This is a genomic window from Candidatus Saccharimonadales bacterium, assembly GCA_035457485.1.
Taxonomy (GTDB): domain Bacteria; phylum Patescibacteriota; class Saccharimonadia; order Saccharimonadales; family EFPC-124; genus DATIBO01.
In genome coordinates, this window is the sequence record DATIBO010000006.1 from 160,401 (window position 1) to 185,474 (window position 25,074).

A 25,074-nucleotide genomic window follows, 5' to 3' on the forward strand; every position below is an offset into this window, starting at 1 on the left:
CAATACCGATAAAAGCATAAATCATGATGTCCTTCTGTGATTTTGCTTGACGGTGGCGTAGCTTATTAAAGTTTTGTAAGATATAATAAAAGTTCTTATGACTGATTTTTTTGTAAAACTCGTAGTTAATTTGCCAATTTACCCACACTGGCTTGAGCATAAAAAATTGAAACAGGGTAATGCTGTGATCCTTAAAGATATTAGCGGTCGTGTGCTCGAAGTTGGCGCTGGCGATGGATCTAGGAAGCAGCATATTATCGCCGAGTATCCCAATGTTAGTGAATATATAGCCACGGATTATTCAAGCTGGGACGATGAGTTTGAGGGATTTAGTGATATTCCAAACAAGTTCGGTAACGCAGGTGCGATTTTTATGGGTCGCAGCCACAGACACAAACTAGATAAAACTTGCAGCGCAACAGACTTGCCATTTAAGAATAATAGTTTTGACAACCACATTAGCTTTGAGGTTCTTGAGCACATCGACGATCCCGAAGCATTTTTTAAAGAAGCCGCCCGAGTGGTTAAACCAAAAGGCAAAATTATTTTAACTGTGCCTTTTTTGTACCGCGAGCACAAGATGGACTTTCATAGGTATACACCAGACTACTTTAAGTACATTGCAAAAAAGAATGGCCTAGAAATAAAAAACTTTTATCACAATACTGGTTTTGGCACAACTCAAGCGTCTCTAGCCAACCAATGGTTTGTGCGAAAAGTTCTTGAATCGCCTATTTTTCTAAGGCCTGTTTATTTGCTAGCTAGCCCATTTGCATTTGTGCTTAATAATGTTTTGGGGTACTTAATCGATCTAAATCCAGATCGTCGTTTTGCCACACGTTTTCATATTGTTCTAGAAAAAGCATAGCTTGGCTATTTTAAATCTATATTGTCAATAATAATACTAGGCTGTTCCTTGCCCAGATAATTTAGCGAAATAGGTTTGTTTATATCTACCAAAACTTCAACCTGGGTTGGGCTCGTTTGGGCTAATCCTTGCCAGATAATTTGATTTTCTTGAGCCAAACTAAAATCCGCACCGTCAGCGCTTGCCGCTAGCCTAAAACTCAAAAGCTTGTTGCCTGTGGCTGACGCAACTTTACCACTTTTGAGGTCAAAGATTGCAATCTCGGCAGATTTTTTAAGAACATAGGCAGCTTCGGTGTAATTTTGATTAAAAAGTACCGACTTCTCAAAACCTACCCCAGGCACAGCTAGCAAATTATCTGCATCTTGGTGCGCAACAACTTTGTAAGCGAAAAGCTGGCCGTTTTGCTCACCATGACTATCGTCCCAGATAATCTTTTCTAGACCAGGTAGGGCGGGCATATCTACCTTATTTTGTGTGTGAACCACAACAATATCCACGCCTAAGGCTGCAAGTGCTGGTGCAGTTTGGGGATCAGATAAATCACGTAAACCATTTCGTAAAACAGCATGTGCGTTACCTGCCCTAAAAGAGTTTATAAGTTTTTTTCCATGAACAAACTGATCACGAAAATACGCAACAGAATCATTCGCACTCCCTGATTCGTTGAGAGGATACTCGGCAATTGTATCAACATCGTTTTGTTGCTTGAGCCAATAATAAAACTTATTAACTTCGGAATATGACCATGATCGAGTGTCGTTGAATGGAATAAACGTCAGATATTCGAAGCCAACTACTAGAATAAGAAAGCCGATAGCCAGTATGCGCCAAGTTTTTTTGATGTGCTGAGTTGCACTGGCAATACCTACGGCAGCAATTATTACGAGACAGATTATTACAACAAGCCCAAGGCGCGCAAAAACGCGCCAAACTGCTGTGTAGTTGGTTATTATTTCGGACGGCATAATCATTCCGGATAAGTTGGGCGGAAAGCTTGTTAAAAGCGCTATTAAGCCGATAAAACTCAGGAGTAAAACGGGTAACACAAAGTTGTCTTTGAACTCTTTGTATTTAAAGCTATAAAATACAGCCAAAGCTACTGTGGCTACCGAAACAAATAGAACCACGATACTAATCGATAAGACGTCTTCGGATTTGTTGGAGCCGTGGTCCTTACGGACTAACGTGCCTGGCAGTGGCAGATTTTGCGAACTGAGGTATGGGTGGAGGTAATTCGGGGGTAGATATTCGGACGGTCGAGCACTATATATTTTGACCTCAGCTTTAATGTCCCCTCGCGCACTGCTAACCTCGTTATTTATTTGTGTACTGTTGACTTTTTGGACAATTGCAAGCGGTGCTAGTCCAAACGTTAACGTGATTAATCCCGATATTAGAACATTCCTCAGAAAAGGCACGTAGGTTTTAAAGCCATCTTTTTTACAAAGCTTGTACGCGATAGCGCCGACGAAAACCAGTATTGCACATGTAAAAATAAGTCCGCCAAGCAAAATAAAATACGGATCAATATAGAACAAAGAAGTCATAACTAAACCAAGCCCAATGCCTTTTTTGATTGTAGGCTGTTTGTATAGGCTTAGCATTAACCAAATTATTAAAACCAGAACACCAAAAAATGCGTATGAAGGATGAACGCCGGTTTTAATCTGTAAGTAGGGTGTGAGAGTTGCTGCAAAGCTGGCAAAAATTGCGACATCGTTGCGTTTGCATAACCATCGTACGAACCAAAACACAGTTAAACCGGATAACAAAAGACCTCCGGCAGTAAGTAAGTTGTAGCTGCAAACTGGCCCGACGATTAATGAAACTAGCCAGAATAAGGTGTATACAATTGCGCTTGTAATGTGAACCGGAGAATTTAGAACTTCGCCGAACGGAGCGTTGCTAATTGTTGTAGAACCCCAAAAAGGTCCGGTGCCCACGCTCCCCAACCAAACTAAGCCGGTCTGGTCGCCGGGGCCAGACGCCAGAGTGTCATTGCAACTGAACGTGCTCTTACCTAAATAAAAAAAGCATATGCCTATAACTAAAATTGCCGTCGCAACTAAGGTGCCAATTAGATTTTTGTGTTTTTGCAGCGTAGAATGAGCGCTATTCATTACAGCAAGTTGTCGATAATTTTTTTATGATGTTCATGCTGAACCAGAAGTAAATTGGTATTTTTTATTTTTTCCAAAAAGTCATCTACGGTTTTGGCGGTTATTTTTTCGATTTTAGAATTTGCTTCATCAATTACGTAACGATGCTTGTAGTTCTTAAATAGCATTTCGCCAAAAGTTCGGTAATCAAAATTGCAGCGGTCTAAGAGCTCTGGAATACACTCGATCATTAGAGCTGGATGATATTTCGCGATGGTTTTAAGTCCGCCTTTAAGAACGTAGCCGTCGTAGCCCTCGACATCAATTTTTATCAAATCGACGGTTTTAAGTTTGGCTTTATTTGTATATGCATCTATAGTTGTTTGATCGACCTCAAGGACATCTCCATATCCCCGTGCGCCCGATCCGCCAGCCGAGTGATTGCCGATACTTTTGCTAGAAAGATAAAGCTCTAACTTGCGGTCGTCTTCGCCCAAAGCTTTCGGTACAATCGTGACCTTGTCTTGTAATCCATTAAGTTGTAAGTTGGATTTTAATAGATCGATGTTATCTGGAATTGGTTCGAAGGCTATTAGTTTCGAACTTTTTTTTAGGTTTTTTGCCCCAATTGAACTGTAAAGTCCAATATTTGCTCCGACATCAATAATTACATCAGCTTTTTTTGCTAGTTCGGCATAAATGGTGAGCTGAAGCTTTTCGTAATAGCCGCCCAAAAGCCCAGGCGCCAAGCCAAAATCGTGACCAGGTAGTCGTAACTTTATTGTGAGATATTCAACCTCAACAATCCCACCCTTGTTCGTAAATTTGTAAATCCACTCTCGCACAACGCCTGCAATAATCCAGTCGTTGACCGGCGTATTTACAAGAATCTTACGTGCGCCCTTAATAATGCGCATTCCTGCTGTGCTCTTTAGATTTTTAAACTTGTTTAGAACTTCTACAAACAAATCGGCTCCGAGAATTTAGGCGATATTTTTTAAGTACCAGTCGTAGGTTCGCTTTAGACCGTCTTCGAACTTAATTTTATAAGTCCAACCCGCGTCTTTGAGCTTGCTGACGTCGAGTAATTTTTTTGGCATGCCGTCTGGCTTTGTCGCATCGAACACTAGTTTGCCTTGGTAGCCAACAAGCTTCTGAATGGTCTCAGCAAGTTCTTTAATTGAAATGTCTTCACCTGTACCAACGTTTAAGAACTGCTTGTCATTGTAACTCTCTAGCATCCAAACGCAAGCTTCGGCAAGATCATCGACGTGCAAGAATTCGCGGCGGCTAACGCCTGTACCCCAGATAACGACCTCGGGCGTGTTACTAACTTTTGCTTCGTGAATTCGGCGCAAAAGAGAGGGCACAACGTGCGAAGTTTCAGGATCAAAATTATCATTTTCTCCATATATATTGGTAGGCATGCAAGATATGAATTTTTGGTTAAACTCAGTGTAAATGTACTCACAGAGTTTCATGCCAGCGATTTTAGCAATCGCGTATCCCTCGTTAGTTGGCTCAGGTTTGCCGTCTAAAAAGTATTCTTCTTTCATTGGCTGCGGTGATTGACGCGGGTAAATGCATGAGCTTCCTAAAAACAAAAACTTTTTGACCCCAGCTTCTTTAGCGGCCCAGATCAAGTTATTTTGAATAACCAAGTTTTCGTACAAAAATTCCGCAGGATAAGTCATGTTGGCTTTGATCCCGCCGACTTTAGCGGCTGAGTCCACTACATATTCTGGTTTTTCGCTGGCAAAAAAGTCATTTACCACCTTTTGATCAAGCAGGTTTAGCTCGTCGCGAGTTTTAGTAATTATGTTGGTGTAACCCTTATTTTTAAGCTCCCGCACAATCGCCGACCCAACCATTCCGCGATGCCCAGCTACAAAAATTTTTGCTGATTTGTCCATCTTAGTCCTTTGCAAGAAGGTTACATAGTGTGTCAATTTCTTCGTCTGTCATCTCTGGATTGTTACCAAAGTAAAATCCGTTTGCGTGAATCAGGTCACTGTTTGGCCGCGGTGCCAGGTCCTGCACGTACTTTTGGTAAAAAGGTTGCTTGGTCATATTGCCGGCAATTACTGGGCGGATTTCAACCTGGGCATCGCTGAACTTCTGCTTATATTTAGCTGCAAGTTCAGGATTTTTACAGATAACTGGCATTGCGAAGTTTGACGGAATTTCCATGTGGTCCAGCTTATATGTGTAAAAATCGTCGTTGGCGTTTATAGCTTCAACAAATTTTTTAAAGTTCGCTACGCGCTTGCCTACAATTTCGTCCCAAAAACCAATCTGTTGATTTCCAATAAATCCGTTAATTTCAGTTGGCCTAAAGTTAGAAGCTAAATCGTAAAAGGTGTATTTGGCGTAAAATTCGTCAGCGCCACTGCTTGCACGAAGCTTTTCTTGGGTTTCTGGTGCAAGATTGCGATCCCAGCCGTGCGCGCGACCCATAACTAGCATTTCGTACAGATCTTTATCGTCGGTGCAGACCATGCCGCCTTCGATCGTCGACATGTGGTGACCGACAAAAAATGAGAAAGTAGAGGCTAAGCCAAAGTTGCCCAACAAAGTTCCGCCAGTTTTTGATCCTAAAGATTCGCAGTTGTCCTCAAGTAAAATTACGTCATTCTCGTCACAGAGTTGCTTAATCGCTGGTAGGTTGTCGCAGAAACCAAGCACGTTGGTCAAAAATAGGCCGCGTAAATCGCCGATATATTGTTTTAAGTTTTCTGGGGAAACGTTAAGGGTCTCGAGGTTGCAGTCTATAGCGACGGGAACTAGACCTAGCTGAATTAATGGCATTGGGTTAGTTGGCCATGTGAGCGCCGAAAAACCAATTTTGTCACCTTTTTTAAAGTGTCCAAGGTTAAGCATGCTCTGGATCAAAAGCAAGTTAGCTACACTTCCGTTGCTAACGTAAACCGCGTATTTACGACCTTGTTTTTTAGCAAAAGATTCTTCAAAAGTCTTACATTGAACGTTCATGCTGAGCATTTCGGTATTTAAAATAAAATCCGCCAATGCTTTTTTTGTTTCGGCCTCGTTGTAAAAACCGGATTTAATCAGCTTGATCATTGTGCAATCTCCTTTTTTAGCGATTCTTTTTCGTGGTCGGCAATAACCATCTCTTCGACCAATTGTTCGAATGATATTTTTGGTGTCCAGCCAAGTTTTTTGCGGGCCTTACTGGAGTCGCCAATCAGTAAATCAACTTCTGCAGGTCTAAAGTAAATCGGATCAATTTTAATGATTTCTTTACCTGATCGCACGTCGATTCCAACTTCGTCGATACCCTTACCGCGCCATTCGAGTTTAAAGTCGAGTAGGCGTGCGGCGATTTCTACAAATTCGCGTACGGTGTGTGTTTCACCGGTCGACACAACGTAATCGTCAGGCTTGTCTTGCTGAAGCATCATCCACATGGCCTCGACGTAGTCTTTGGCGTGGCCCCAGTCGCGTTTAGCTTCAAGATTTCCAAGATAAAGAGTTTCGTCTAGTCCAAGCTTAATTCGCGCTAGCCCACGTGTAATTTTGCGAGTCACAAAGGTTTCGCCGCGGCGAGGTGACTCATGGTTAAATAAAATTCCGCTACATGCAAATAAGTCGTAGCTTTCACGGTAGTTTACTGTAATCCAGTGGCCGTAAACTTTCGCCACACCGTAAGGCGAGCGCGGGTAAAAAGGAGTGGTTTCTTTTTGTGGAACTTCTTGAACCAAACCAAACATCTCAGAAGAAGATGCTTGGTAGAACTTAGTTTTAACGCCAGCTTCGCGGATTGCGTCAAGTAAGCGCAGAGCGCCTAAACCTGTCACGTCGCCAGTGTATTCTGGAATATCAAAGCTCACGCGCACGTGACTCTGAGCTGCGAGGTTGTAGATTTCATCTGGTTTTAAGCGTTCAATTAAGCGAGAGAGGTTGCTGCCATCAGAGATGTCACCATAATGCAAAGTTAAGCGTTTGTGACTTTCGTGTGGATCCTGAAAAACGTGATCAATTCTGCTGGTGTTAAAAGTCGAAGCGCGGCGAATAATTCCGTGTACATCATAGCCCTTTTCAAGTAGTAGTTCAGCTAAATAAGATCCATCCTGCCCAGTGATTCCGGTAATTATGGCAACTTTTCTTTTCATATTTCCCTCGCATTATTACTATCGTCCCTGTTTTTAGATCTTACGACATCTGGCCGACTCTCGCAACCAAATATGGGCAAGATCTGTGCTTAGTGATAATATTATATAAGTTTAAGGTGTTTTTGAGGAGTCAGCTTTGAGTCGCGGAATTTCTATTATTCTACCCGTATTTAATGAACAGGATTGGATTGGCAGGTCACTTAAATATCTCGATGAAGCCGTTGCGGAATCGGACTTTAAAACCGAATGCATTGTTGTTGATGACGGTTCAAACGACGAGTCTGCCAGCATTGCTGAGGGCTTTAAAACAAGCACCGACCGTCTAAAAATCCGCGTTATTAGACAAAAAAATAAAGGCAGATATTTAGCACGCAAAACTGGAGTTGAAGAGGCTAAATTTGAGTCAATTTTATTTATTGATTCTCGTGTATTTATTAACAAAAAAGCTCTAAAATTTTTGCAAAGTCGATTGCAAAAAAATGGTGATTTTCAGGTATGGAATGCTCATGTCAATGTCGCAAAAAAGGGTAACGTGTTTGCGCGTTTTTGGGATGCAATTGTTTTAGTGGCTTGGCGTCGATATTTTGCCAATCCGCGCGAAACCAGTTACGGGCTTGCTGAGTTCGACTACTTCCCTAAGGGAACGACCTGCTTTTTTGTTCCAACCAAACTTTTTAAGGAGGCGCTGGCTGATTTTGAAAAGCATAACAAAGCTGAAAAGTTTTCTAACGACGACACAGTTTTGATCCGTTATATTGCCGGCAAAACCCCTATTCATATTGCGCCACAATTCAGCTGTACTTACAACGCGCGCGCTACTTTTAAAAAGTTCTTAAAACACGCTTATCATCGCGGGCAAGTTTTTGTAGACGGTTTTTTAAAGCCAGGCAATCGATTTTTTTACCCGTTAATCGCTTTTTTACTTTTATGCGTTGGTCTTGTTTTTAGCATAATTATTTGGCCATTTGTAATGGTTAAATTGCTTTTGGCTGGTGTAATTTTAATGATCGTTGGGTTATTTTTTGGCGGCTTAATATTTAAATTAGATTGGCGAGATTCGCTAACACTTGCCGCTTTATCGCCGTTTTTTGCGGTAGTTTACGGTGCTGGAATTTGGAGAGCGGCTTTGCGTAAGTGGGGAGTCTGGGCATGAAAAACTTTTTTTTAAAACAGCGTTCATTCTTAAATGGGACGGTTTTAGAATATTTGCTCGTCAGCGTTTTTTTTATAGTTTTGACTTTTATGTTTACTGCCTGGGTTGTGTTGAATATCTCGGGCTCTCTTTTTATTGAGGCTGCCGGCGACGGAACCTCTGGTTTTTTGTGGCTTGCTTGGGCGGATACCGATCTTAATCCAATTCCAGGTTTTACAGATCTCGTTAATTATCCTGACGGTGTTCAGCTTGGTAATCCCGTAATAATTACTTACGCGGCAATTTGGCTGCCCCTATGGCTGCTCTCTAGATTATTCAATCCTGTAGCGGCGCTAAACCTCGTTACTATGTGGGGGTTCTTTGCTGCCGCAATGGCGACGTACTGGTTGCTAAAAAGGTTAACCTCGAGTGTCTGGGTGTCGCTATTCGCTGGTTTTGCAGTAGCTTTTGTGCCGTATCATATAGTTAAATCGAGCTCGCACTTAGCTTACATTTTTAGCTTAGTGTTTGTATTAATACTTGCAGGATTTATTGGTTTGTGGCGCCGCCCTACTTTTTGGCGAGCGATTATATTTGCCGCAACAATTGCCTTGGCATTCTATACTGACGGGTATTACATTTTGTTGTCTAGCGTTTTTGTTGCAACCCTAATAGGTGGTGGAATTGTCTACGAACTAATTAGTAAAAGTGGCGCATTTTGGAAACGAATCTGGCAGCGCGTAAAATACTTTTTATTGGCGACGGGCGCGGTTGTTTTGCTGGTTTTACCTATTGCGTTTGTGCAAATTAAATATGGAGGCGAAGTTGGCAGTAATCTTGCTCAAGCGCGTGGCGACATTGGGCACGAGCTTTATTTTTATGCTGCAAAGCCTTATGACTATGTGATTCCGGCAATGCGCCATCCACTGCTCGAAAAGAACCCGCAGTTCGAACAGATCCAGCAGTTCAAAAACGTACGATCAAATCCGTCTGAGAGCACTCTGTATTTAGGCTGGATAGTTATCTTACTAGCTACAATTGGTTTTTGCTTAATTGCCGCCTATTTTATTGTGCGCAAGAATCAGTCGCTAAATATGCTGAGTGACAACAGTCGCAAAATGTTTTTGTTGGTAGCGAGTTTAACTTTTATTGCTGTGCCAGTTTTGTTTGCATTTTCGTTGTCGCCACAAATTGGAATTGCAGGGTTAAAAATTCCTCTACCTGGTCAGTTATTGATCCTATTCGATATTTCGTTTTGGCGAGTGCTTGCTAGATTCTTTTTGCCGCTTCACGTAATTTTGTCGGTTTTTGCTGCGTTTTCATTGTGGGTTTTACTCACAACCTACAGGAGTTATGTAAAGCAAGAACCAGATACCAGGCAACTTATTCAGCTTGCGGTTTGTGCCACACTTATGGGCCTAATGGCTCTAGAATACGCGACCTTAACCAATCGCCCGCCATTCAGTTTTAGTAGTATTCCCCCTGCCTATACTTGGTTAAAGCAACAAAATGATGTTAATGCAGTGGTTGAGTTCCCGTTTGTGGGTCGTCCATGGGATACTGCTGTGAACGCAGTGACCGCGCAAATCGTGCACGGTAAAAAATTACTAAACTTGCATCTTTCTAAGCAAACTCCGGGTCAGCGGAATGCATTTGTGGGAATAGACAACCCTGAGGCAATTGACTTTGCAGTCAGGCGAGGCGCCACTATTGGTGTGACGGTTGGTGAACCTTGCACTAAAAAATACACCTGGCTAGAGCTTGCTTACGACGGAAGTAAAGATAAAGGTTACACTCTAATTTGCATGTATTACTTAAAGTCGGTGAGTAGTGATGATTTATTCGCTAACCTAAAAGCAGGCTTTTTGGATGTACCGCACGTTACAAAAGACGGGGATTTTTATAACACCCTATACGGCAATTACGCGGAGGTTTGGGCAATGGGTTCAGATGACAAGTTTATAACTGTTCCAACCAATGCTATTTTTAAAACCACCTTAGTAGGAACTCCACTAAAACCTGAGTTCACCGGCACATGGCAGCTTTTACAAGACGAAAAACAGATTATAGCAGGCGACATTGTAAATAGTGAGCCAGTTGCGATCGAAGCTCAAATTGACGCCAGTAAGCCGATCCAACTTAGATTTATGGGTGCTGACGGCCAAAGTCCAGAGGTTGGTCAACTAAGCTTACAAGATATTTCAATTACTGAACTGTAAACTGAACGAGTGCGCCGGGGTTCATCCAAGTTCGTCCGTCGGCCACTAAGTTGTAAACTTCATTGTAGACACCGGGTTGTGAAGGTGCTTTGATTGGGAATTCCATGGTCGTTATAGTGCCCGGCAGAACCATGTCGGGGATTATTACCTCTGTTGGTCGACTATGGTTGTACCACTGATAGCTAAATGGACTAATGCGGTCTTGCGGTCCCCAGGTTCCCACCCGAACCTTTGGGGGATTATAGCTGGCATTTTTAACCCAAGGTACGTTACCAGTGTTTTTTACGGTCAAAACAACATAGGCAGTTTGGTTGGGGGCAAGAGTAGCATTCCAGCCTAAGGCAGTAGTTTTGGTACTGTCCGTGTAAACCGTTTGGTGTAGTGGTTGCCAAGTGAAGTTGCCTTTTGTGGAGTTTATACCGATAGAGAGTCCTCCCAAATTCATCCAAGAGTGGTTTTCTGCTACAAGGTTGAATTGTTCTCTAAAATTGCCTTCGCGATCTGGAGTTTGCATCCAAAAGTCGAATGTTGCGAACTGACCAGGATTGACTGTGGCTTCGTTTGGTAGAGCGACACGGGTACAACCACTTAGCCATCCGCTGCAAAACTCACTCTGCCTATCGAATGGATCCCAGGTTGCAAGTTTAACAGGGTTTGATCCGTCGCGAACCCAAGGTACATTTCCGGTATTTTTAACAGTTATAGACGCGTAAACTCGTTGACCTGGATAAACAGTTGCATCCCAGCCAAGCGGTAACCATTTTGTACTGTCAGTGTATACAGTTTGGTGAACTGCAGCGGCCGTGTAAGTCGGAGGTTTAACATCGAAGCCTACCATCAAACCGGCGTTCGGCATCCAGGTGTAGCCTTCGGCAACAAGGTTGAATACTTCGGCGTAATTAGCAGCTTGCTGCGGCGATTGCACCCAAAACTCAAACGTAGCGTATTGGCCGGGCGCTACAGAATCTTCGTTGTGCGTAACTACTCGACTACAGTTAGCCGCCCAAGTTTGGTCACACATTGCGCTGCGACGATCTTGAGGTCCCCAGGTCGCCAGCTTAACTGATACGGCACCATTTTTAACCCAAGTCTGACTACCATTGTTTTTAACTGTTACAACAACATAGGCCCGTTGACCTTGCAGGAGAGTGGCATTCCAGCCTAATGGCTGAGTTTTTGTGTTGTCGGTAAAAACAGTTTGACCAACTGGCTGCCACACATATGGGGCGGCGGTTGTTGATCCAAACCAATCTACAAAGTATCGCCAAAAGTTCCGATTTCCGTAGGCACTACAGCTGTCGCCAGTTCCGTAAAGGTTGTTTAGAGCGGCTTGGTTTGGTTGGTATGGCGTGTAGTTGTATAAAGAAGCCGTTCCTTGGTTTTGAATAAAAACACTACTTGATCCACAGGATGCATTTGGGCTCCAGCGAATGTTGTTATTTTGGTTGGCTACGTGGTTGTAGCCATTGGGGTTGTTTGCGTAAAGCCTAAACTGACGGGCAGCGTTTTGAACTTGGTTGTAAAAACCATAATAAGATGTGTCACAGGCGGCGGTATCTGGGCAGCCGTAACCTGTGGCTGAGCGATATTGTACGGGAAATGGCCACTCATCTGTTACGATGGCTTGTTCTTTTTGAAGTAAAACTATTAAAACTTGGGGATTAATCTCGTATTGTTGGGCTGCATCCCAAATAATTTGCGCGGCACTCTTAGCGCCGGCCGGGATCCCACGGCCTTCTAGGTTATTTTCTTTCGTAGCAGTATTCTCAAAGTAGTCTTTTAGACACGTGTATGGGGCTGGGGCTCCGTGAGCAGCACCGTACTGTGCTCGGGTCCCACCGCCATATTCGGATGTTTTAGTACCGTAAGTGTCACAGGTTGGGACTTTCGCGTTTAAAAAGTCCTGAATCTGCTGTACATTCATTGCCGATTTATTGTAAAAGATTGCATCGTCAATGATACGGCCGGCCTGCCAATCAGCGCCACTGACTGCCTTAGCCTGACCAGGTATAACCACACAAAGTGAGCCAATTGCCAAAAAAATAGCTAAATGTAGTTTATTTTTGAACATGCAATGTTCCCTCCATTTGGGTGCTGGATGCGCCTACGGATATTTTTAGCGACCAATCACCGCTATCATTAAAATTATTAATTTCAATATCTCCATTGCACGTGTACGTAGTGGCGTCTTGTTTTATTTCGAAATTTTTTGTAAATGTAGCTGAGCCTTTTGTAAAAGTCATTTCGCAGCTGCCCGAAGTTGCGCCTTCGATCAAAGTTCGCACAACGACCGGCAGGCCAGGAGCACTCTGGCCTGCGCGAGAAATAAGAATATCTACGTTTTTAGAATCTGCAGTTGGGGGTGTCTCAGAATTTTTAATTGAATTTTCTTTAATCGTTGCAGCCTCATCTTTCTCAGTTTTGGTTGGTGGGCTGTAGTCGACCGTATTTACTGGGCGAATATCCGATGACGTATCTTTTGGTTTGTACAAAAAAGTATAGGCAGCAAAAGCGGCGCCACCTAATAAAACAAGCAATAAGGGGATAATAATTATCCATTTTTTTCGGGATTTTTTGGTATTGTCGTTTATTTTCATGTTTATTTTTTTAGTCTACGACTTTATATAACCACATCTTAACCATAAGAGCAATTGTAGTAATAACAACTTTGGTAAGGCAATAAAACCTACTGTATAATACTTATCAGCACTTTCAAACGAAACGGAGGCTTTGATGATTGCTGTTATTAATGCGGGTGGATCAGGTACAAGGTTGTGGCCGCTTTCAACGCCGGAGTACCCAAAGCATTTGCTTAAACTTACAGGTAGCGATTCATTGCTACAAGATGCCTACAGGCGCGCAAAAAAAATTGCTAAACACGTATATATTGTTACCGAGGGTAGTCATGCTCATCATGTAAAAGAACAGTTGCCGGAATTAACCGACGAAAACTTTATTATTGAAGCAGGGCGACGAGGAACGGCGGGTTGTTTAATCGCGGGTCTTCAATACGTTAAAACTCGGCACGACAACGACGAGCCGATTGCCTTTTTGCACGCAGATCACGTGATTCACGACGTAGAAGGTTTCGCGTACTCGTTCAAGGTGGCGGGCGAAGTTTCAAAGGAGCGAGATCAAGTGACATTAATCGGGATTGAGCCCGCATATGCTTCTACTGCTTTTGGCTATATCCAAAAAGGCGAATCGCTCCACAAGGACGGATTAGCCTACGAAGTTGCAGGATTTAAGGAAAAGCCAGATTTTAAAACAGCTCAGTCATATATTCGTAGCGGTCGTTATTTATGGAACTGCGGTTATTTTGTTGGATCTGTTAACACATTTGCCCGGGCCCTTAAAAAGTTCTCTCCGGAATGGTATGGCTATTACGAAAAACTCTTAGCCGCCAATACAGAGGAGCAATACAAAAAAACTTACTTGTCATTTAAAAATGATGCAATCGATTACGCGCTTTTAGAGTTGGATGACGAGCTTCAAGTTGTGCCAGCCAATTTTGACTGGATGGATGTTGGTTCGTTTAACGATGTCCACGGCGCGGTTGAGACTGACGAAAAGGGCAATTACGTTCACGGCAAAGTGGAAACTGATATGGTTGAGAACTCGTACATCCGTAACGATGAGCCGAATAAACCAGTGGGTGTAATTGGTTTAGATAATGTAGTAGTTATTAATAGCCCTAACGGAATCTTAGTGGCCCGCAAAGATTTAGCTCAAAATGTTAAGGAAATTGCAAAGAAATTTCAGGATGAGAAGAAGTAGGAGATGATGTGGCGACACATTAATATGTCGCTAATCTAAATTATAGAATTGGCGCAGGTTTGTTTGTGTCATTGTCTATATAGGTAATATTAGCCTCAAATCGGTAAGCCATTGTTACAGCGGCGACTGATCTGAGCTGCTAAAAATTTATCATTCACTAGTCATCTTGAGACTAGCAATAAAGCTTGCATAAAAACTTTCTATTTTTTTATTAACCTCAGCGGCGTAGCAGTTCGAAGCGACTCTAAAAATGGCGTACTTTTTATCACCCACCTCTATAACTTTGCTCGGAGGATATGGTCCCGTTGTTTCTGTTTCGATGTTGAATTGGGCAATTGTGGCGAATAAAGCTTTGTCGGTAGTGCCATCCGACACGCATATGTAGTCATTGTTGTGTTTGGGAATATAAAGATCAATACTTCCGAGATCGGAACCGTAGGCTGGATCTTTTAGAGAACCGTAGGATATTTCCTCGGTAGGCTTACTAATCTTTACCCCAAAATCGCTAAGTACAATCCATTCCTCGACAGGTATCGGAGTAGCAGGGGATTGATTATTCTCCTGCAAAGCTTCAGTTATGCTTGGGGATTGTTGCGTTTCGCTTTTTTGGCTGCTCCAAAATCTAAAGGTAATAAAGCCTAAGACTAATAGTGCAACGATGGTTGATACTAATGCGATTACGCTGAAACCCTTGCTTTTGTTTGTCATTACAATGTCCTTATTTTGGCACATATTATCCTGGTTTGGGGTAATAAATCAATAGTAAAAAATAAGCTTTACAAAAATGGCCAGCCAGTGTTAGTCTCTTGTCAAGCTACATGAACATGTAGCCGTGCACCTAGACAATTAGGAGGTGATCAGATGCTAGCCAAATTGGCTAGAGTGGTTGTCGTATGCGTCCTTGCTGGGATCGCTTTGGTGGTTTCGGCGTCACCCAGTGCTGCGCAAACGTTCGACAACGCGCTAGTTGCTGACATGGGAATCGCAGAGATTGGTACAGTACGACCGGTCGGATGGAATCAGCCTGGCGAATGCATAAAGTCTGTTCAGCGATGGGTAGCAAATGCCGGAGGAAGCTTCGGCGGAGGCGGTGTTATCTCCGGGTACGTAAATTCTGGAGCTACGGAAGTGTCACTGAGTAACGTCGTTAAAGGTGATGTAGTTCAGTATACTAGAGCCTCAGGAGATTACGCGACCGACAATGGTGATTGGACTTACGTTCACACCGTAGTCGTCATCCAGAACCACGGTAATGGCCAGTTTGATATCGTCCAATCGAACGTTCCGGACGGATCAGGAAAGGTCACGCGAGTAGATAACTGGGCCCCTTCGCTCCATGAGGGATGGTCGGCTCGGGCGTGGCGCTTTGGAGAAGTTGCTTCGACCCAGCCTCCCCCTCCTCCGCCCCCACCAGACACCGACAGTGACGGCACGATTGATGCTGACGACTGGTGTCCTCTGGTTTCGGGGTCGGCTAGCAATCATGGTTGTCCGAACAACCTTACTCAGGTTTCGGGTGACTTTGATGGCGATGGTCGGGGAGATGTGGTGGCGGTTTCACGCGGCTTGGACGGCCATCCAACTATCAGTTGGCTTCGGTCAAACGGGTTGGGTTTGGATTCGCCACAGTCCAAATTGGATTTGCCCGCTCCTGCGTGGAACACTGCGACGCTCAAGTTTGTCGCGGGTGATTTTAACGGAGATGGCAGGTCAGATTTGTTCGTGGCTTCGGGCAGTGAGATCGATCCTCCGAATCTGTATGTGCTGCTTTCTACCGGGAGTGAGTTTTCTCAGCCGGTTTTGGTCAAGCAGCCTAACCCCGCTTATTGGCGGTGGTCGCGATTGGAATTTTTCGCGGCGGATTTGGATGGCGATTCGCGCGATGACGTAATTGCGGTTTCTCGTGGTGATGACGATGGCTCGGGTATTCACTGGTTTAAATCTACTAGTGGTTCGAGTACGCCTAGTCTGGCGGATTCCGTCCCCGTTGCGTCGTTACATCCAGCTGCCTGGAAGGTGTCGCAAATGAAGTTCGCCTTTGGTGACTTTAACGGCGACAACCGCGACGACATGATGATCGCTTCGGGTGCAGGAAGCGGTGGAGTCAATCTCTACACCTTTGCATCCAACGGCGTCGAGTTCAATGCTCCTGTTATGCAGTTCGCTCTGCCAGCTACGGCCTGGCAGTTTGAGCGGCTTCAGTGGCTGGCCAGTGATCTCGACGGCGACGCAAAAAGCGACATTGTGGCGATTTCGCGGAACTTCTCGGATGGGCCAGATATTAACTGGTTCCGGTCCATGGGGCAAACCTTTGCCACTCCAACACTTGCCCGCAGTCTAAATCCGGTCGCATGGAAGGTCACTAACCTCAGGTGGGCAGTGACCGACGTGAATGCGGACGGGAAAGACGACTTGTTCGCGGCGAGTGGCGGCTCTGGCAATCCGGTTTCAACTTACCTCCTAATGGCTAACGGCGGCCTAGCAGAACCGGTCGCACAAGCGCCACTTAACCCTGCTTCCTGGATTTGGGAGCGGCTACAGTGGTAGCTTAAGCGTGGGGTTAATTCGGGATCATCACCCCTGTTAACCCCACAAACTCACACTGAGTCAGGGTTTCTCGATGCTGATTTAGAGCGGTGAGATCTAACAAAATCGCGGATTTCTTGGACAAATCGCTCGGAACTAAAGCCCGACGCAGAGCTCTGAATAGCTGCGTGGTCAAATTTTTTAGCCTGAAACTGTTCGATGGCTTTCGCGAGACTATCGACGGTTTGTTTGCTAAAAAGAACTCCGGTTTTGTCGCTAACGGTGTCAAGTGACCCACCTTGACCAAAGGCGATGACCGGAGTTCCAGCGGCCATTGCCTCAATTTGCACAATTCCAAAATCTTCTACTTGTGGCATGATAAAGGCTTTCGCTTTGGCAAGCGCCTCTACTACGGCTTTGTCGCTTGCGCCAACTACGAATTTTATGGTTGGTCCAGCTAGTTTAACCAAGCGTTCGTGTTCTGGGCCGTCACCATAAATAGTTAGGGGCAGCTTAAGTTTGTTGCATGCTTGAATCGCGAGATCTGTTCGCTTATAAGGAACTTGACGACCGACGACTACAAATCCGGTCCGTGCATTATTTGTTTTAACCTTACTAAAGCGGTGCAGATCTACAGGCGGATGAATAACGGTGGAGTCCCGGTTATAATACTGTTTGATTCGTTTTTTAACTTCGTTTGAATTGGCAATAAAGTAGTCCACACCGTTCACAGCTCTAAGATCGGCCTGACGCATAAAATGTACCAGGGCTGGCATTGCAACACGAACAGCCGGGTTTAGAGGACCTAGACCAGGTTCGGCCAGATACTCGTTGTAGTGACTCCAGTAATAGCGGGTTGGCGTGTGGCAATAACAAATATGAATTGCGTCGGGCCTAACTTTTACTGCCTTTGCTTCGGCACTGGCACTACTAATTACAACATCGAACTCTGATAGATCCAGCGACCTAAAAGCATTGGTTCTAAAGGTTGGAAACAATTGGTGTTTGGCGCGAACCTTAGCCGGTAAGTTTTGTAAATAAGTTGTGCGTACGTCAAGTCCGACAAACTCTGGGCACGCTTTTTTATCAAAAACAGATGTGTAAATGGGGGCGTCTGGAAAAGCATCGTGTAGGGCTAGCACGGTTTTTTCGGCTCCACCCATGTTTGTTAGCCAGTCGCAAACTATTGCTACCTTCATTAGCGTGCACCTTTTTTAAATAATGCAGGGATTGTTTTGAGCAAAATCCTAAGGTCCAACCAAAAACTCCAGTTTTGAGCGTAGTAAAGTTCTAGTTCAACTCGCTTTTCAAAAGGTAGATCACTTCTGCCCGATACTTGCCACAAACCTGTGACTCCAGATTTTACGCTATGGAGTAAGGCGTTTTTGCCTTTGTATAGTTTAAGTTCTTGCGGCAAAATTGGTCGCGGCCCAACTAAACTCAAGTCACCCTTTAAAACGTTAAAAAATTGCGGAATTTCGTCCAACGAAGAAGCGCGCAAGAACCTACCAAAAGGGGTGATTCGCGGATCGTTTACAACTTTTCGAGTTTCGTCGTACTCTTTGGCTAGATCTTCGCGGCCCATTTGTCTAAATTCTTCGGCGGCATCTTGTTTACCGTATTTAGGTGACATGCTCCGGAATTTTAACAGATCAAAAGGCTTAGAATAGCGTGAAAGACGTTTGCTAACGTAAAAAATTGGCCCGGGGTTCAGGATTTTTTGCAATACAATTATTATCAAAAAAATCGGTGACAAGATTAAAACGATCAAGGCTGTGGCTATAAAATCAAAAATGCGTTTTACGACAACACCCCAACCTACTAGAGGTGTTTGGTAAACCGAAATAACTGGGTAGCTCAAAAATACATCAACAGTGTTTTTGCCGGAGTAAAACTCTGGCTCTCCGGGGATAAACCTGTAGCTAATGTGGTTAGATTGCGCCGCGCCCAAGATCTTTTGGTTACGTTCGCTCGAGTCGTATAGATCAGTCTGAATTATGGTGCTAATAAGGTCGGATTCAAGGTTCGTCAAAGCCCGCTCGGCGACTGAGTAGTGTTTACCTTTAAAGTCGGCGGGAATCACACTTTTTGGGCCGGCAATTGCAACAATTTTGTAACCAGACGTTGGCGTATCACTAAGTTGATCAGCAATATCCTTTGTGGCGATGGAATTGCCGATAATTAGAACTCGGCTGACGCCCTTGCCAAACCTAAATAAAATTGTTCGTAGTAATCGCAGAACTTCGCGACCGATCACTAAAAGTAAAAATGATGAAATAAAGGCGTAAACTGCAACTAATCGGGCAGGAAACACCGGTTCATCTACCACAAAGCTGTAGCCTAAAACTACTAAAATTCCCACAAAACTTCCAACAAAAAGTCTGCCCCACTCGGTTAGTCGTTTTGTATAAATTTTACTTGTGTAAAGCCCAAAAAAAGCAAAAATAATTAGCCAAATAGGAATAAGTAAGAGTGAAGTTGCTAAAAAGTCCACTGCTGGAACGTGAGAGACTAGTGGGCGGGGGTCAAATTGAACCCTCAAGACGTAGGCTGTAGTAAAAGCAGCGAGCAACACAAAAAAGTCACCCAGGACTAAAGCTAAACTGTAAAAACGAGCAAATCGTGGTGGCATAGTAATACCTGATAATTATTGTAACATTATTATATGAGCCACAGGGTTTTGTCTGATATTTTAGCTAAGTTTTTAACCCTGTTTTTTGCGTTGATTTTGGTCCTATTACCGTTTCATGCATTTTTATCGACTTGGGGAGGGACGGTAGTAGGCCCGCTTTTAGTTTGGAAAAGTTGGAAAGAGATCTTGCTCATAATCTTATTAATACCGGTCGCAATTTATTTATTTATGAATCGCGACCTAGCCGATCGATTATGGCGTCGAGCCATCAATAAATTTGTAATAATTTACGCGATTATTACCGTTATTTGGGCTCTGTTCTCAAGCGCGTCGATGACGGCGATTGTCGCTGGGCTAGCCTTTAATTTGCGCTTTTTTGCAATGTTCTTATTGGCGCAAGTTTTACTAGAGAGTAAGAACAGCTGGATAGAAAAAGTTAAGCTCTTTGCTGCGCCGGTACTATTGTGGGTTACGGTTATAATTTCGTTGTTTGCTATTTTGCAAGTTACGGTTTTGCCGCATGATTTTTTGGTGTCTTTTGGTTACGACAAAGATTCTTCGATTGCACCCTTCATTTTGGTCGATGATAACCCAGAGGCAGTACGTGCTTTTTCAACTCTTCGTGGGCCAAATACGCTGGCAGCTTTTTTGGTTTTGCCGCTAATTCTAGCCTTGGCGTTATTTGTTGCTAAAAAACAGCGCTGGTTAGCGGCTATAACTCTAGCGTTAGGCGGAATCGCACTCTTACTAACTGGTGCCCGCAGTGCCTGGCTGGGGTTTGCGGCCGCCTTAATTTGCTTACTGCTTCTAGAGCTGCCAAAACAAAAATTGCTTAAAGTCATAAAATGGGGAGCTTTGCCGGGTTTCTTGCTCATTGCTGGATTCATTTGGCTAGCTACAACTGTGCCAGCGCTGCGACTTGCGGTGTTCCACTCTAGTCCAGGCGACCCAACGTTAGTAGAAGGTTCGACCGAAGATCATTGGCATGCTACTACAAACGGCATAAAAGACGTGATTGCTAATCCAGTTGGAACTGGCGTGGGCTCGGCTGGCCCGGCGTCGTTCTATAGCGACAAAGTCAAATTAGCCGAAAATTACTTTGTGCAAATTGCGCAAGAGACAGGGGTGGTTGGAATAGGGCTATTTATAGCCATTTACTTGCTAATGTTCCGCCGATTGCTAATTGGTCGCGCTCAATTATGGCACAAAGTCCTACTTGCTAGTTTAGTTGGATTAACAGTGGTCAATATCTTTTTGCATGGTTGGGCGGACGATCCAACGGCCATGGTGTGGTGGGCCTTTGCTGGACTTTTTGCCTGGCCAGTAATAGGTGGTAAAAAATCGTGACTTTGCACCCATACTACCAAGGTCCGTTTTATACTCGAGTCGATAAAGCCCAGCTAGTTTCCTATCCGCTCTCCGGTTTAATTACCACCCTGTCAGATTACGCAACTTTTTGGCTATTTTTTACTGTTTTGGACTCCGGACTACTGATTGCGACAGTTTTGGCATACTGTGTTGGGCTAATCGTAAGTTACGTCCAAAATCGTTACTGGGTTTTTAAAAAAGGCGCAAGTAAACAAAGTGAAGGTGCAAGTCTGTGGCGTTACGCAACGTTTTTAGTGGTTAATTTAACTATCACTTATGTAATGTTGTGGTTAATGGAAGACTTTTGGAGTATAACGCCCTACATCGGAAAAATAGTTGTTAACGTGTTTATGTTTTTTTGGATATACTTAGGTAATACGTACTGGGTATTTAGAGGCGAAAAAACAGGACCAATTCAAATATGAACGAAGCACAAAATCGACCAAGCAAAAAACAACGCGAACTTTTAAGTTATATTGAGGCTTTTATAACTCAGCATGGCTACGGCCCGAGCTACCGCGAGGTTATGAATGCACTAAACTACAAATCGGTTTCGACAGTAGCTACCCATATAGACAATCTGATAACCAAAGGTCATTTACGTAAGCGCGATAAATCAGCCCGGTCGCTAGAGGTCGTCCAAGGCACAAAAGAATTTAAACAAAAAACAGACGTAACCTACGCTCAGGAAAAGTGGTTAATAGAACTTGTTAAAAAGAAGTTCTCAGTGGTCGAAAAAGAGCTGAGCCAGGCTTTGATCGATGACTTATACGTTTTAGTCGGGGCCTTACAAGTGATTGGCTTGGGTGACGCTGCGCGCAGTTTTAAGCCACGATTGGTTGAGCTAGCCCAAAAGGTTAAAGCTAGCTCAGAGTAAGTTAGAAACATGAATTTGGTGTGGCTCTGCAATAAGCTTAGCAAAGTCTAGCGTGGCCAGCTTTTCAGGTAAAACAAACTCAGTTTTAGGATCAATAAAACTCGCTTGGCTGATTTCGATGTTTCCATGACTGGTGTTGTCCAGGTCTACTAATTCGTAATCGTCGGCATTTTTAATATAAAAGAAGAATTCTAAAAATTCCTTTTGTTCATCTTTATATTGTTGGATCATGATTAAGTGGCCAATTTGGGGTGTAATGCCTGTTTCCTCAATCATTTCGCGGTGCAAGCCCTCGGTTATTGATTCGCCAAATTCAAGTCCGCCTCCAGGGGTGCACCAGTAATCATGTTCGCCATCTGGGCTCTTAAGTTTTTGCGCGTAGATTTTACCGTTTTTAAAAATTATTCCTCGCACGTTAATTCTGCGTTGTTGCATTTTAAAACTCCTTTAAGGTTAATAAAGGCGTTATTGGTTCGGTTCGTCCGAACATTTGCGCATAGAGGATCCTAGTGGATCTTAGTGATATTGATTTTAACAAAAAAAACAAAAAACAGTCCAAGTCGTTGACCTCTGTTTATAAGCTGATATAATATTCAAAGTATTCCGGGGTAGCGCAGCGGTAGCGCAGTTGACTGTTAATCAATTGGTCGCGGGTTCGAATCCCGCCCCCGGAGCCAAGATAGAGAGCCATGCTGAAAAGCAGGGCTTTTTATCTGTAAATCGTTGGTAGACTATGGCCGCTACAACAGCAAGAAGTTTAAGCTCGCGAAGGCTGGTTATGGTGCATTAAAGCAGTTGCCCAAAGCAGAGTCTGAGAAGGCCTGACGGGCAAAGGATTACTTAATTTATGCCCAAGCTAAAAAAGTCTGGTAAGTGTCATATCTGCGGCGAGGTTGGAACGCTCTCATACGAGCATGTCCCGCCCGCTAGTGCTTTCAACAACACAAAGACTCGGGTCTTTAAGGCTACGGAAATACTAGGCAGAAACGACAAGCTGTCGTGGGATATGGATGGCATCAAAGCTATCGAGCAGCAGCGCGGTCGTGGCGGCTATACGCTGTGCGAGTCGTGCAACAACTTCACAGGACACGCATACGCCAAAGAGTATGTGCATATGGTACAGCTCGCTACTGACGGTAAGCATAGTCAATATATACATGATGGTGTCGGCATAGAAATAGCGCTAGACGCTGTTTACTCCCTACGGTTTGCCAAGCAGGTGCTAGCTATGTTTGCATCTACAAACCACGACAGTTTCTTTGACGCTTATCCAGAACTACGGAAGCTGGTGTTAGATAAAGAGGCTCGTGGAATTGATGAAAACAAGTTCGCCCTGTACATGTACTACATGCTCGAAGGTCTCGGTAGAAACACGGGTATTGCGATATGGGGTGACTTTGCATTGGGCACAAGCTTTCGTGCTAGCGAGATGTCGGCACCACCTTTCGGGTTCGTACTCGAATTTAACCCGCAACGTGACAAGCACGGCATGTGGGGGGCTGAGATAACCTCCATGCTCAATGAGTTTGGTTATAACGACAAGACAAATATAGGTCTTCGGATGCCCAAGTTTGAGCAGAACACGCCGGTACCGTGCGACTTCAGAACCAAAGAGGAAATTGAAGGACGGTTTAATGAGGCTACTGCGTAAGGTCTTTCGAAACCTGTTAGGCATAAGCATGCGGAAACGCTACCCGCCTGATAAATATCCATTCTCGGAAGACCTATACACATTCATGGAAAACTACCCGAAGTCAGAGGCCGCACTAAAGCTTAGTAGCCCCAATCGGTTCGTGACCATACCACTCATTTTTACCTCGTTTCTGCCTCAGAATCATGTGAAGTCGGCAGACGAAATAATTGGCATCTGGTACTACGATAAGGCTAAAGTCCGCTGCGGCTTTCACAAGAGAGTCTGTAACTTCAAACAGGACTTCATCGTGAACGTTGGAACACTCGGCAAAGAGTATGTCGTATACACGGCCGACAAGCAGTACCAACCCTACGTTCAGCCAATTAGTAAGTTCTTCAAGGATTACGGCAGCAACGGCAAGTTTTATCATGATGGCAATAGAGAATGGAACCATCACTATGAAACTTCCAAAGACTTGCCTAATGAACCTCGCCTAATTCAGCTTGCGAGTACAATAGAGGCTAATAACTCATGAGACAATTACCGCTTCCCTCATCAGCTGCTAGCGCATCACTTATATCGACTCTCGCCGATCTGGTAACTATTGCAGGCGGTCTTCTGGCAATCGGTATAGCCATATGGCAGTTTCGCCTATATCGGCAGCTTGGCGACAACCAGAAGGCTATCGAGGCCAAGCAAGCTGAGATTGATGCCGTTCCAGACCGGCAGCTCGCCAAAGCTCAACAACATGGTATCGCGCAGCCAATCCTCGATAGGATGATCGTCACAGCTCAGGCCCCACTAAAGCATGAGCTTGAGCTACTTGAGCGAGACAGGAAGTTCATTAAAGACAAACTATTGTTTGCGAAGAAGTAACTATCAGTCAGTTAATATATGAACAAACCAACCGCGAACATCGACAGACGTCGGATGCTCGATAAATAGCCATAAGTATCGATAACATATCTACTACAATTTGCAACGCACGTCTTGTGCAGTTATGCTAGTGGCATGGCCAAGAGAAAGAAAAAAAGAGGCGATAGGCTACGGAGGGTGCTTAGTACGGTCTCACAGGGTTTTCGGTTTAGTCTAAAGTGGCGCTATCTATTGTGGGCTACGATCTGTGCCTTCGTTATTCTTGTGGTTGCTAACCGTGTTACACTTGCCCATTGGCTCGATGGCGTGGACTGGGTGTTAATAAAGGACTACCTCGCGGTAATAATCACGTGGCCGACTGCGATCTTAGTGCTGGGTTTAGTTTTCATGTATAGGTTTAGTGAGGCAATCCGTGTCTTTCTGAGCAAAATAGACCGATTAAAGGCTGTAGGGGTTGAATTAAGTCAACAGCAATCCGTGACACCGCCTACGCCCACCGACAGTAAGGAGCAAAAGACTGTTGAAGACTTGGAAAGTAAGGTTGATGACGGTAGTGTAACGCTCACGAAGCGGCAGGTAGATAATCTCGTTACTCTTCTTGAAACCATGGACTTCAGATTCCTTAACCTACATCTGGTGCAAAATACAAAAAACGCCTTGAGAGTGATGACACAGAGTGAGGTTAGAAAGAGTGCGTTTTTGCAAGTATATCAAGTGCCTCCACAACTTACAGACCCAGTTACAGAACGACAAGCGATACTCAATGCACTATTTGATGCTGGCCTAATTCACGAAGAAAGTGACATACTGAAAGCTACGGAAAAAGGGGTGCGCTTCCTGGCATTCATCGGAACACCCGTTCAACAAGCCAGATAACTTAGCCTCTTGCCATAACCCTGGTCGTATCACGTCTCATATGCAAACACAGAGG

The 25,074-nt window shown here is 44.1% G+C and carries 23 protein-coding genes and 1 tRNA gene; 13 read left to right on the forward strand and 11 right to left on the reverse strand.

Going from position 1 to position 25,074, the window contains the following annotated elements:
• The first annotated feature begins 97 nt into the window (after positions 1-97).
• Complete coding sequence (locus tag VLA77_00925) at positions 98-868, forward strand: methyltransferase domain-containing protein (protein HSE29132.1); 771 nt, start codon at positions 98-100, stop codon at positions 866-868.
• Positions 869-873: 5 nt separating this feature from the next.
• Here the strand turns inward: VLA77_00925 and VLA77_00930 are convergent, their stop codons facing one another.
• The 5 genes from VLA77_00930 to gmd all read right to left on the reverse strand — a co-directional run bounded on the left by VLA77_00930 (position 874) and on the right by gmd (position 7,103).
• Positions 874-2,991 carry a hypothetical protein gene (locus VLA77_00930; GenBank protein HSE29133.1) on the reverse strand — a complete coding sequence of 706 codons (2,118 nt, stop codon included), beginning with the start codon at positions 2,989-2,991 and terminating at the stop codon, positions 874-876.
• On the reverse strand, positions 2,991-3,887 hold the full coding sequence (locus VLA77_00935; protein ID HSE29134.1) for an FkbM family methyltransferase: 897 nt from the start codon (positions 3,885-3,887) through the stop codon (positions 2,991-2,993). Before VLA77_00935 ends, VLA77_00930 begins: the two co-directional genes overlap by 1 nt.
• Before the next feature lie 66 nt (positions 3,888-3,953).
• Positions 3,954-4,883: a GDP-L-fucose synthase gene (locus VLA77_00940; GenBank protein ID HSE29135.1), complete on the reverse strand. Its 930-nt coding sequence runs from the start codon at positions 4,881-4,883 to the stop codon at positions 3,954-3,956.
• Position 4,884: 1 nt separating this feature from the next.
• A complete protein-coding gene (locus VLA77_00945; GenBank protein ID HSE29136.1) occupies positions 4,885-6,051 on the reverse strand; it encodes a DegT/DnrJ/EryC1/StrS aminotransferase family protein in 1,167 nt (388 codons plus the stop codon).
• On the reverse strand, positions 6,048-7,103 hold the full coding sequence (gene gmd, locus VLA77_00950) for a GDP-mannose 4,6-dehydratase (GenBank protein ID HSE29137.1): 1,056 nt from the start codon (positions 7,101-7,103) through the stop codon (positions 6,048-6,050). The genes VLA77_00945 and gmd overlap by 4 nt, the downstream gene beginning before the upstream one ends.
• Positions 7,104-7,239: 136 nt before the next feature.
• Between gmd and VLA77_00955 the strand changes: the two genes are divergently transcribed.
• Entirely contained in the window at positions 7,240-8,256 is a 1,017-nt protein-coding gene (locus VLA77_00955) for a glycosyltransferase family 2 protein (protein HSE29138.1), read from the forward strand.
• Entirely contained in the window at positions 8,253-10,454 is a 2,202-nt protein-coding gene (locus VLA77_00960; protein ID HSE29139.1) for a hypothetical protein, read from the forward strand. Before VLA77_00955 ends, VLA77_00960 begins: the two co-directional genes overlap by 4 nt.
• Here the strand turns inward: VLA77_00960 and VLA77_00965 are convergent.
• Together VLA77_00965 and VLA77_00970 are read right to left on the reverse strand one after the other, a co-directional pair.
• On the reverse strand, positions 10,441-12,525 hold the full coding sequence (locus VLA77_00965; GenBank protein ID HSE29140.1) for a hypothetical protein: 2,085 nt from the start codon (positions 12,523-12,525) through the stop codon (positions 10,441-10,443). The genes VLA77_00960 and VLA77_00965 overlap by 14 nt on opposite strands.
• Positions 12,512-13,051 carry a hypothetical protein gene (locus VLA77_00970; GenBank protein ID HSE29141.1) on the reverse strand — a complete coding sequence of 180 codons (540 nt, stop codon included), beginning with the start codon at positions 13,049-13,051 and terminating at the stop codon, positions 12,512-12,514. The genes VLA77_00965 and VLA77_00970 overlap by 14 nt, the downstream gene beginning before the upstream one ends.
• A gap of 136 nt (positions 13,052-13,187) precedes the next feature.
• Here VLA77_00970 and VLA77_00975 point away from each other — a divergent pair, with 136 nt between their 5' ends.
• Complete coding sequence (locus tag VLA77_00975; GenBank protein ID HSE29142.1) at positions 13,188-14,231, forward strand: mannose-1-phosphate guanylyltransferase; 1,044 nt, start codon at positions 13,188-13,190, stop codon at positions 14,229-14,231.
• 150 nt (positions 14,232-14,381) lie between these two features.
• Here VLA77_00975 and VLA77_00980 read toward each other — a convergent pair whose 3' ends face one another.
• On the reverse strand, positions 14,382-14,939 hold the full coding sequence (locus VLA77_00980) for a hypothetical protein (GenBank protein ID HSE29143.1): 558 nt from the start codon (positions 14,937-14,939) through the stop codon (positions 14,382-14,384).
• 153 nt (positions 14,940-15,092) lie between these two features.
• Between VLA77_00980 and VLA77_00985 the strand changes: the two genes are divergently transcribed.
• Positions 15,093-16,778, forward strand: coding sequence for a VCBS repeat-containing protein (locus VLA77_00985; protein ID HSE29144.1), 1,686 nt, complete (start codon positions 15,093-15,095; stop codon positions 16,776-16,778).
• 50 nt (positions 16,779-16,828) lie between these two features.
• On the opposite strand, the gene VLA77_00990 is transcribed toward VLA77_00985, so the two are convergent.
• Positions 16,829-17,956 carry a glycosyltransferase gene (locus VLA77_00990; GenBank protein HSE29145.1) on the reverse strand — a complete coding sequence of 376 codons (1,128 nt, stop codon included), beginning with the start codon at positions 17,954-17,956 and terminating at the stop codon, positions 16,829-16,831.
• Complete coding sequence (locus VLA77_00995) at positions 17,956-19,389, reverse strand: sugar transferase (GenBank protein ID HSE29146.1); 1,434 nt, start codon at positions 19,387-19,389, stop codon at positions 17,956-17,958. The genes VLA77_00990 and VLA77_00995 overlap by 1 nt, the downstream gene beginning before the upstream one ends.
• A gap of 33 nt (positions 19,390-19,422) precedes the next feature.
• Here VLA77_00995 and VLA77_01000 point away from each other — a divergent pair, with 33 nt between their 5' ends.
• The 3 genes from VLA77_01000 to VLA77_01010 are packed head-to-tail and all read left to right on the forward strand — an operon-like array spanning position 19,423 to position 21,634.
• On the forward strand, positions 19,423-20,736 hold the full coding sequence (locus VLA77_01000) for an O-antigen ligase family protein (GenBank protein ID HSE29147.1): 1,314 nt from the start codon (positions 19,423-19,425) through the stop codon (positions 20,734-20,736).
• Positions 20,733-21,182: a GtrA family protein gene (locus VLA77_01005; GenBank protein ID HSE29148.1), complete on the forward strand. Its 450-nt coding sequence runs from the start codon at positions 20,733-20,735 to the stop codon at positions 21,180-21,182. Before VLA77_01000 ends, VLA77_01005 begins: the two co-directional genes overlap by 4 nt.
• Positions 21,179-21,634: a hypothetical protein gene (locus tag VLA77_01010; GenBank protein ID HSE29149.1), complete on the forward strand. Its 456-nt coding sequence runs from the start codon at positions 21,179-21,181 to the stop codon at positions 21,632-21,634. Before VLA77_01005 ends, VLA77_01010 begins: the two co-directional genes overlap by 4 nt.
• Here VLA77_01010 and VLA77_01015 read toward each other — a convergent pair.
• Complete coding sequence (locus VLA77_01015) at positions 21,626-22,069, reverse strand: NUDIX hydrolase (GenBank protein HSE29150.1); 444 nt, start codon at positions 22,067-22,069, stop codon at positions 21,626-21,628. The genes VLA77_01010 and VLA77_01015 overlap by 9 nt on opposite strands.
• A 167-nt stretch (positions 22,070-22,236) precedes the next feature.
• Here VLA77_01015 and VLA77_01020 point away from each other — a divergent pair.
• The 5 genes from VLA77_01020 (at position 22,237) to VLA77_01040 (ending at position 25,019) form a co-directional block, all read left to right on the forward strand.
• Positions 22,237-22,311, forward strand: a tRNA-Asn gene (locus VLA77_01020).
• Between the two features lie 170 nt (positions 22,312-22,481).
• Positions 22,482-23,285 (forward strand): hypothetical protein, encoded by an 804-nt coding sequence (locus VLA77_01025; GenBank protein HSE29151.1) that lies wholly within the window; start codon positions 22,482-22,484, stop codon positions 23,283-23,285.
• A 28-nt stretch (positions 23,286-23,313) separates the two neighbouring features.
• Positions 23,314-23,802, forward strand: coding sequence for a hypothetical protein (locus VLA77_01030; GenBank protein HSE29152.1), 489 nt, complete (start codon positions 23,314-23,316; stop codon positions 23,800-23,802).
• Positions 23,799-24,143: a hypothetical protein gene (locus tag VLA77_01035; protein ID HSE29153.1), complete on the forward strand. Its 345-nt coding sequence runs from the start codon at positions 23,799-23,801 to the stop codon at positions 24,141-24,143. The genes VLA77_01030 and VLA77_01035 overlap by 4 nt, the downstream gene beginning before the upstream one ends.
• A 135-nt stretch (positions 24,144-24,278) precedes the next feature.
• Positions 24,279-25,019 carry a hypothetical protein gene (locus tag VLA77_01040; GenBank protein HSE29154.1) on the forward strand — a complete coding sequence of 247 codons (741 nt, stop codon included), beginning with the start codon at positions 24,279-24,281 and terminating at the stop codon, positions 25,017-25,019.
• Positions 25,020-25,074 lie beyond the last annotated feature (55 nt).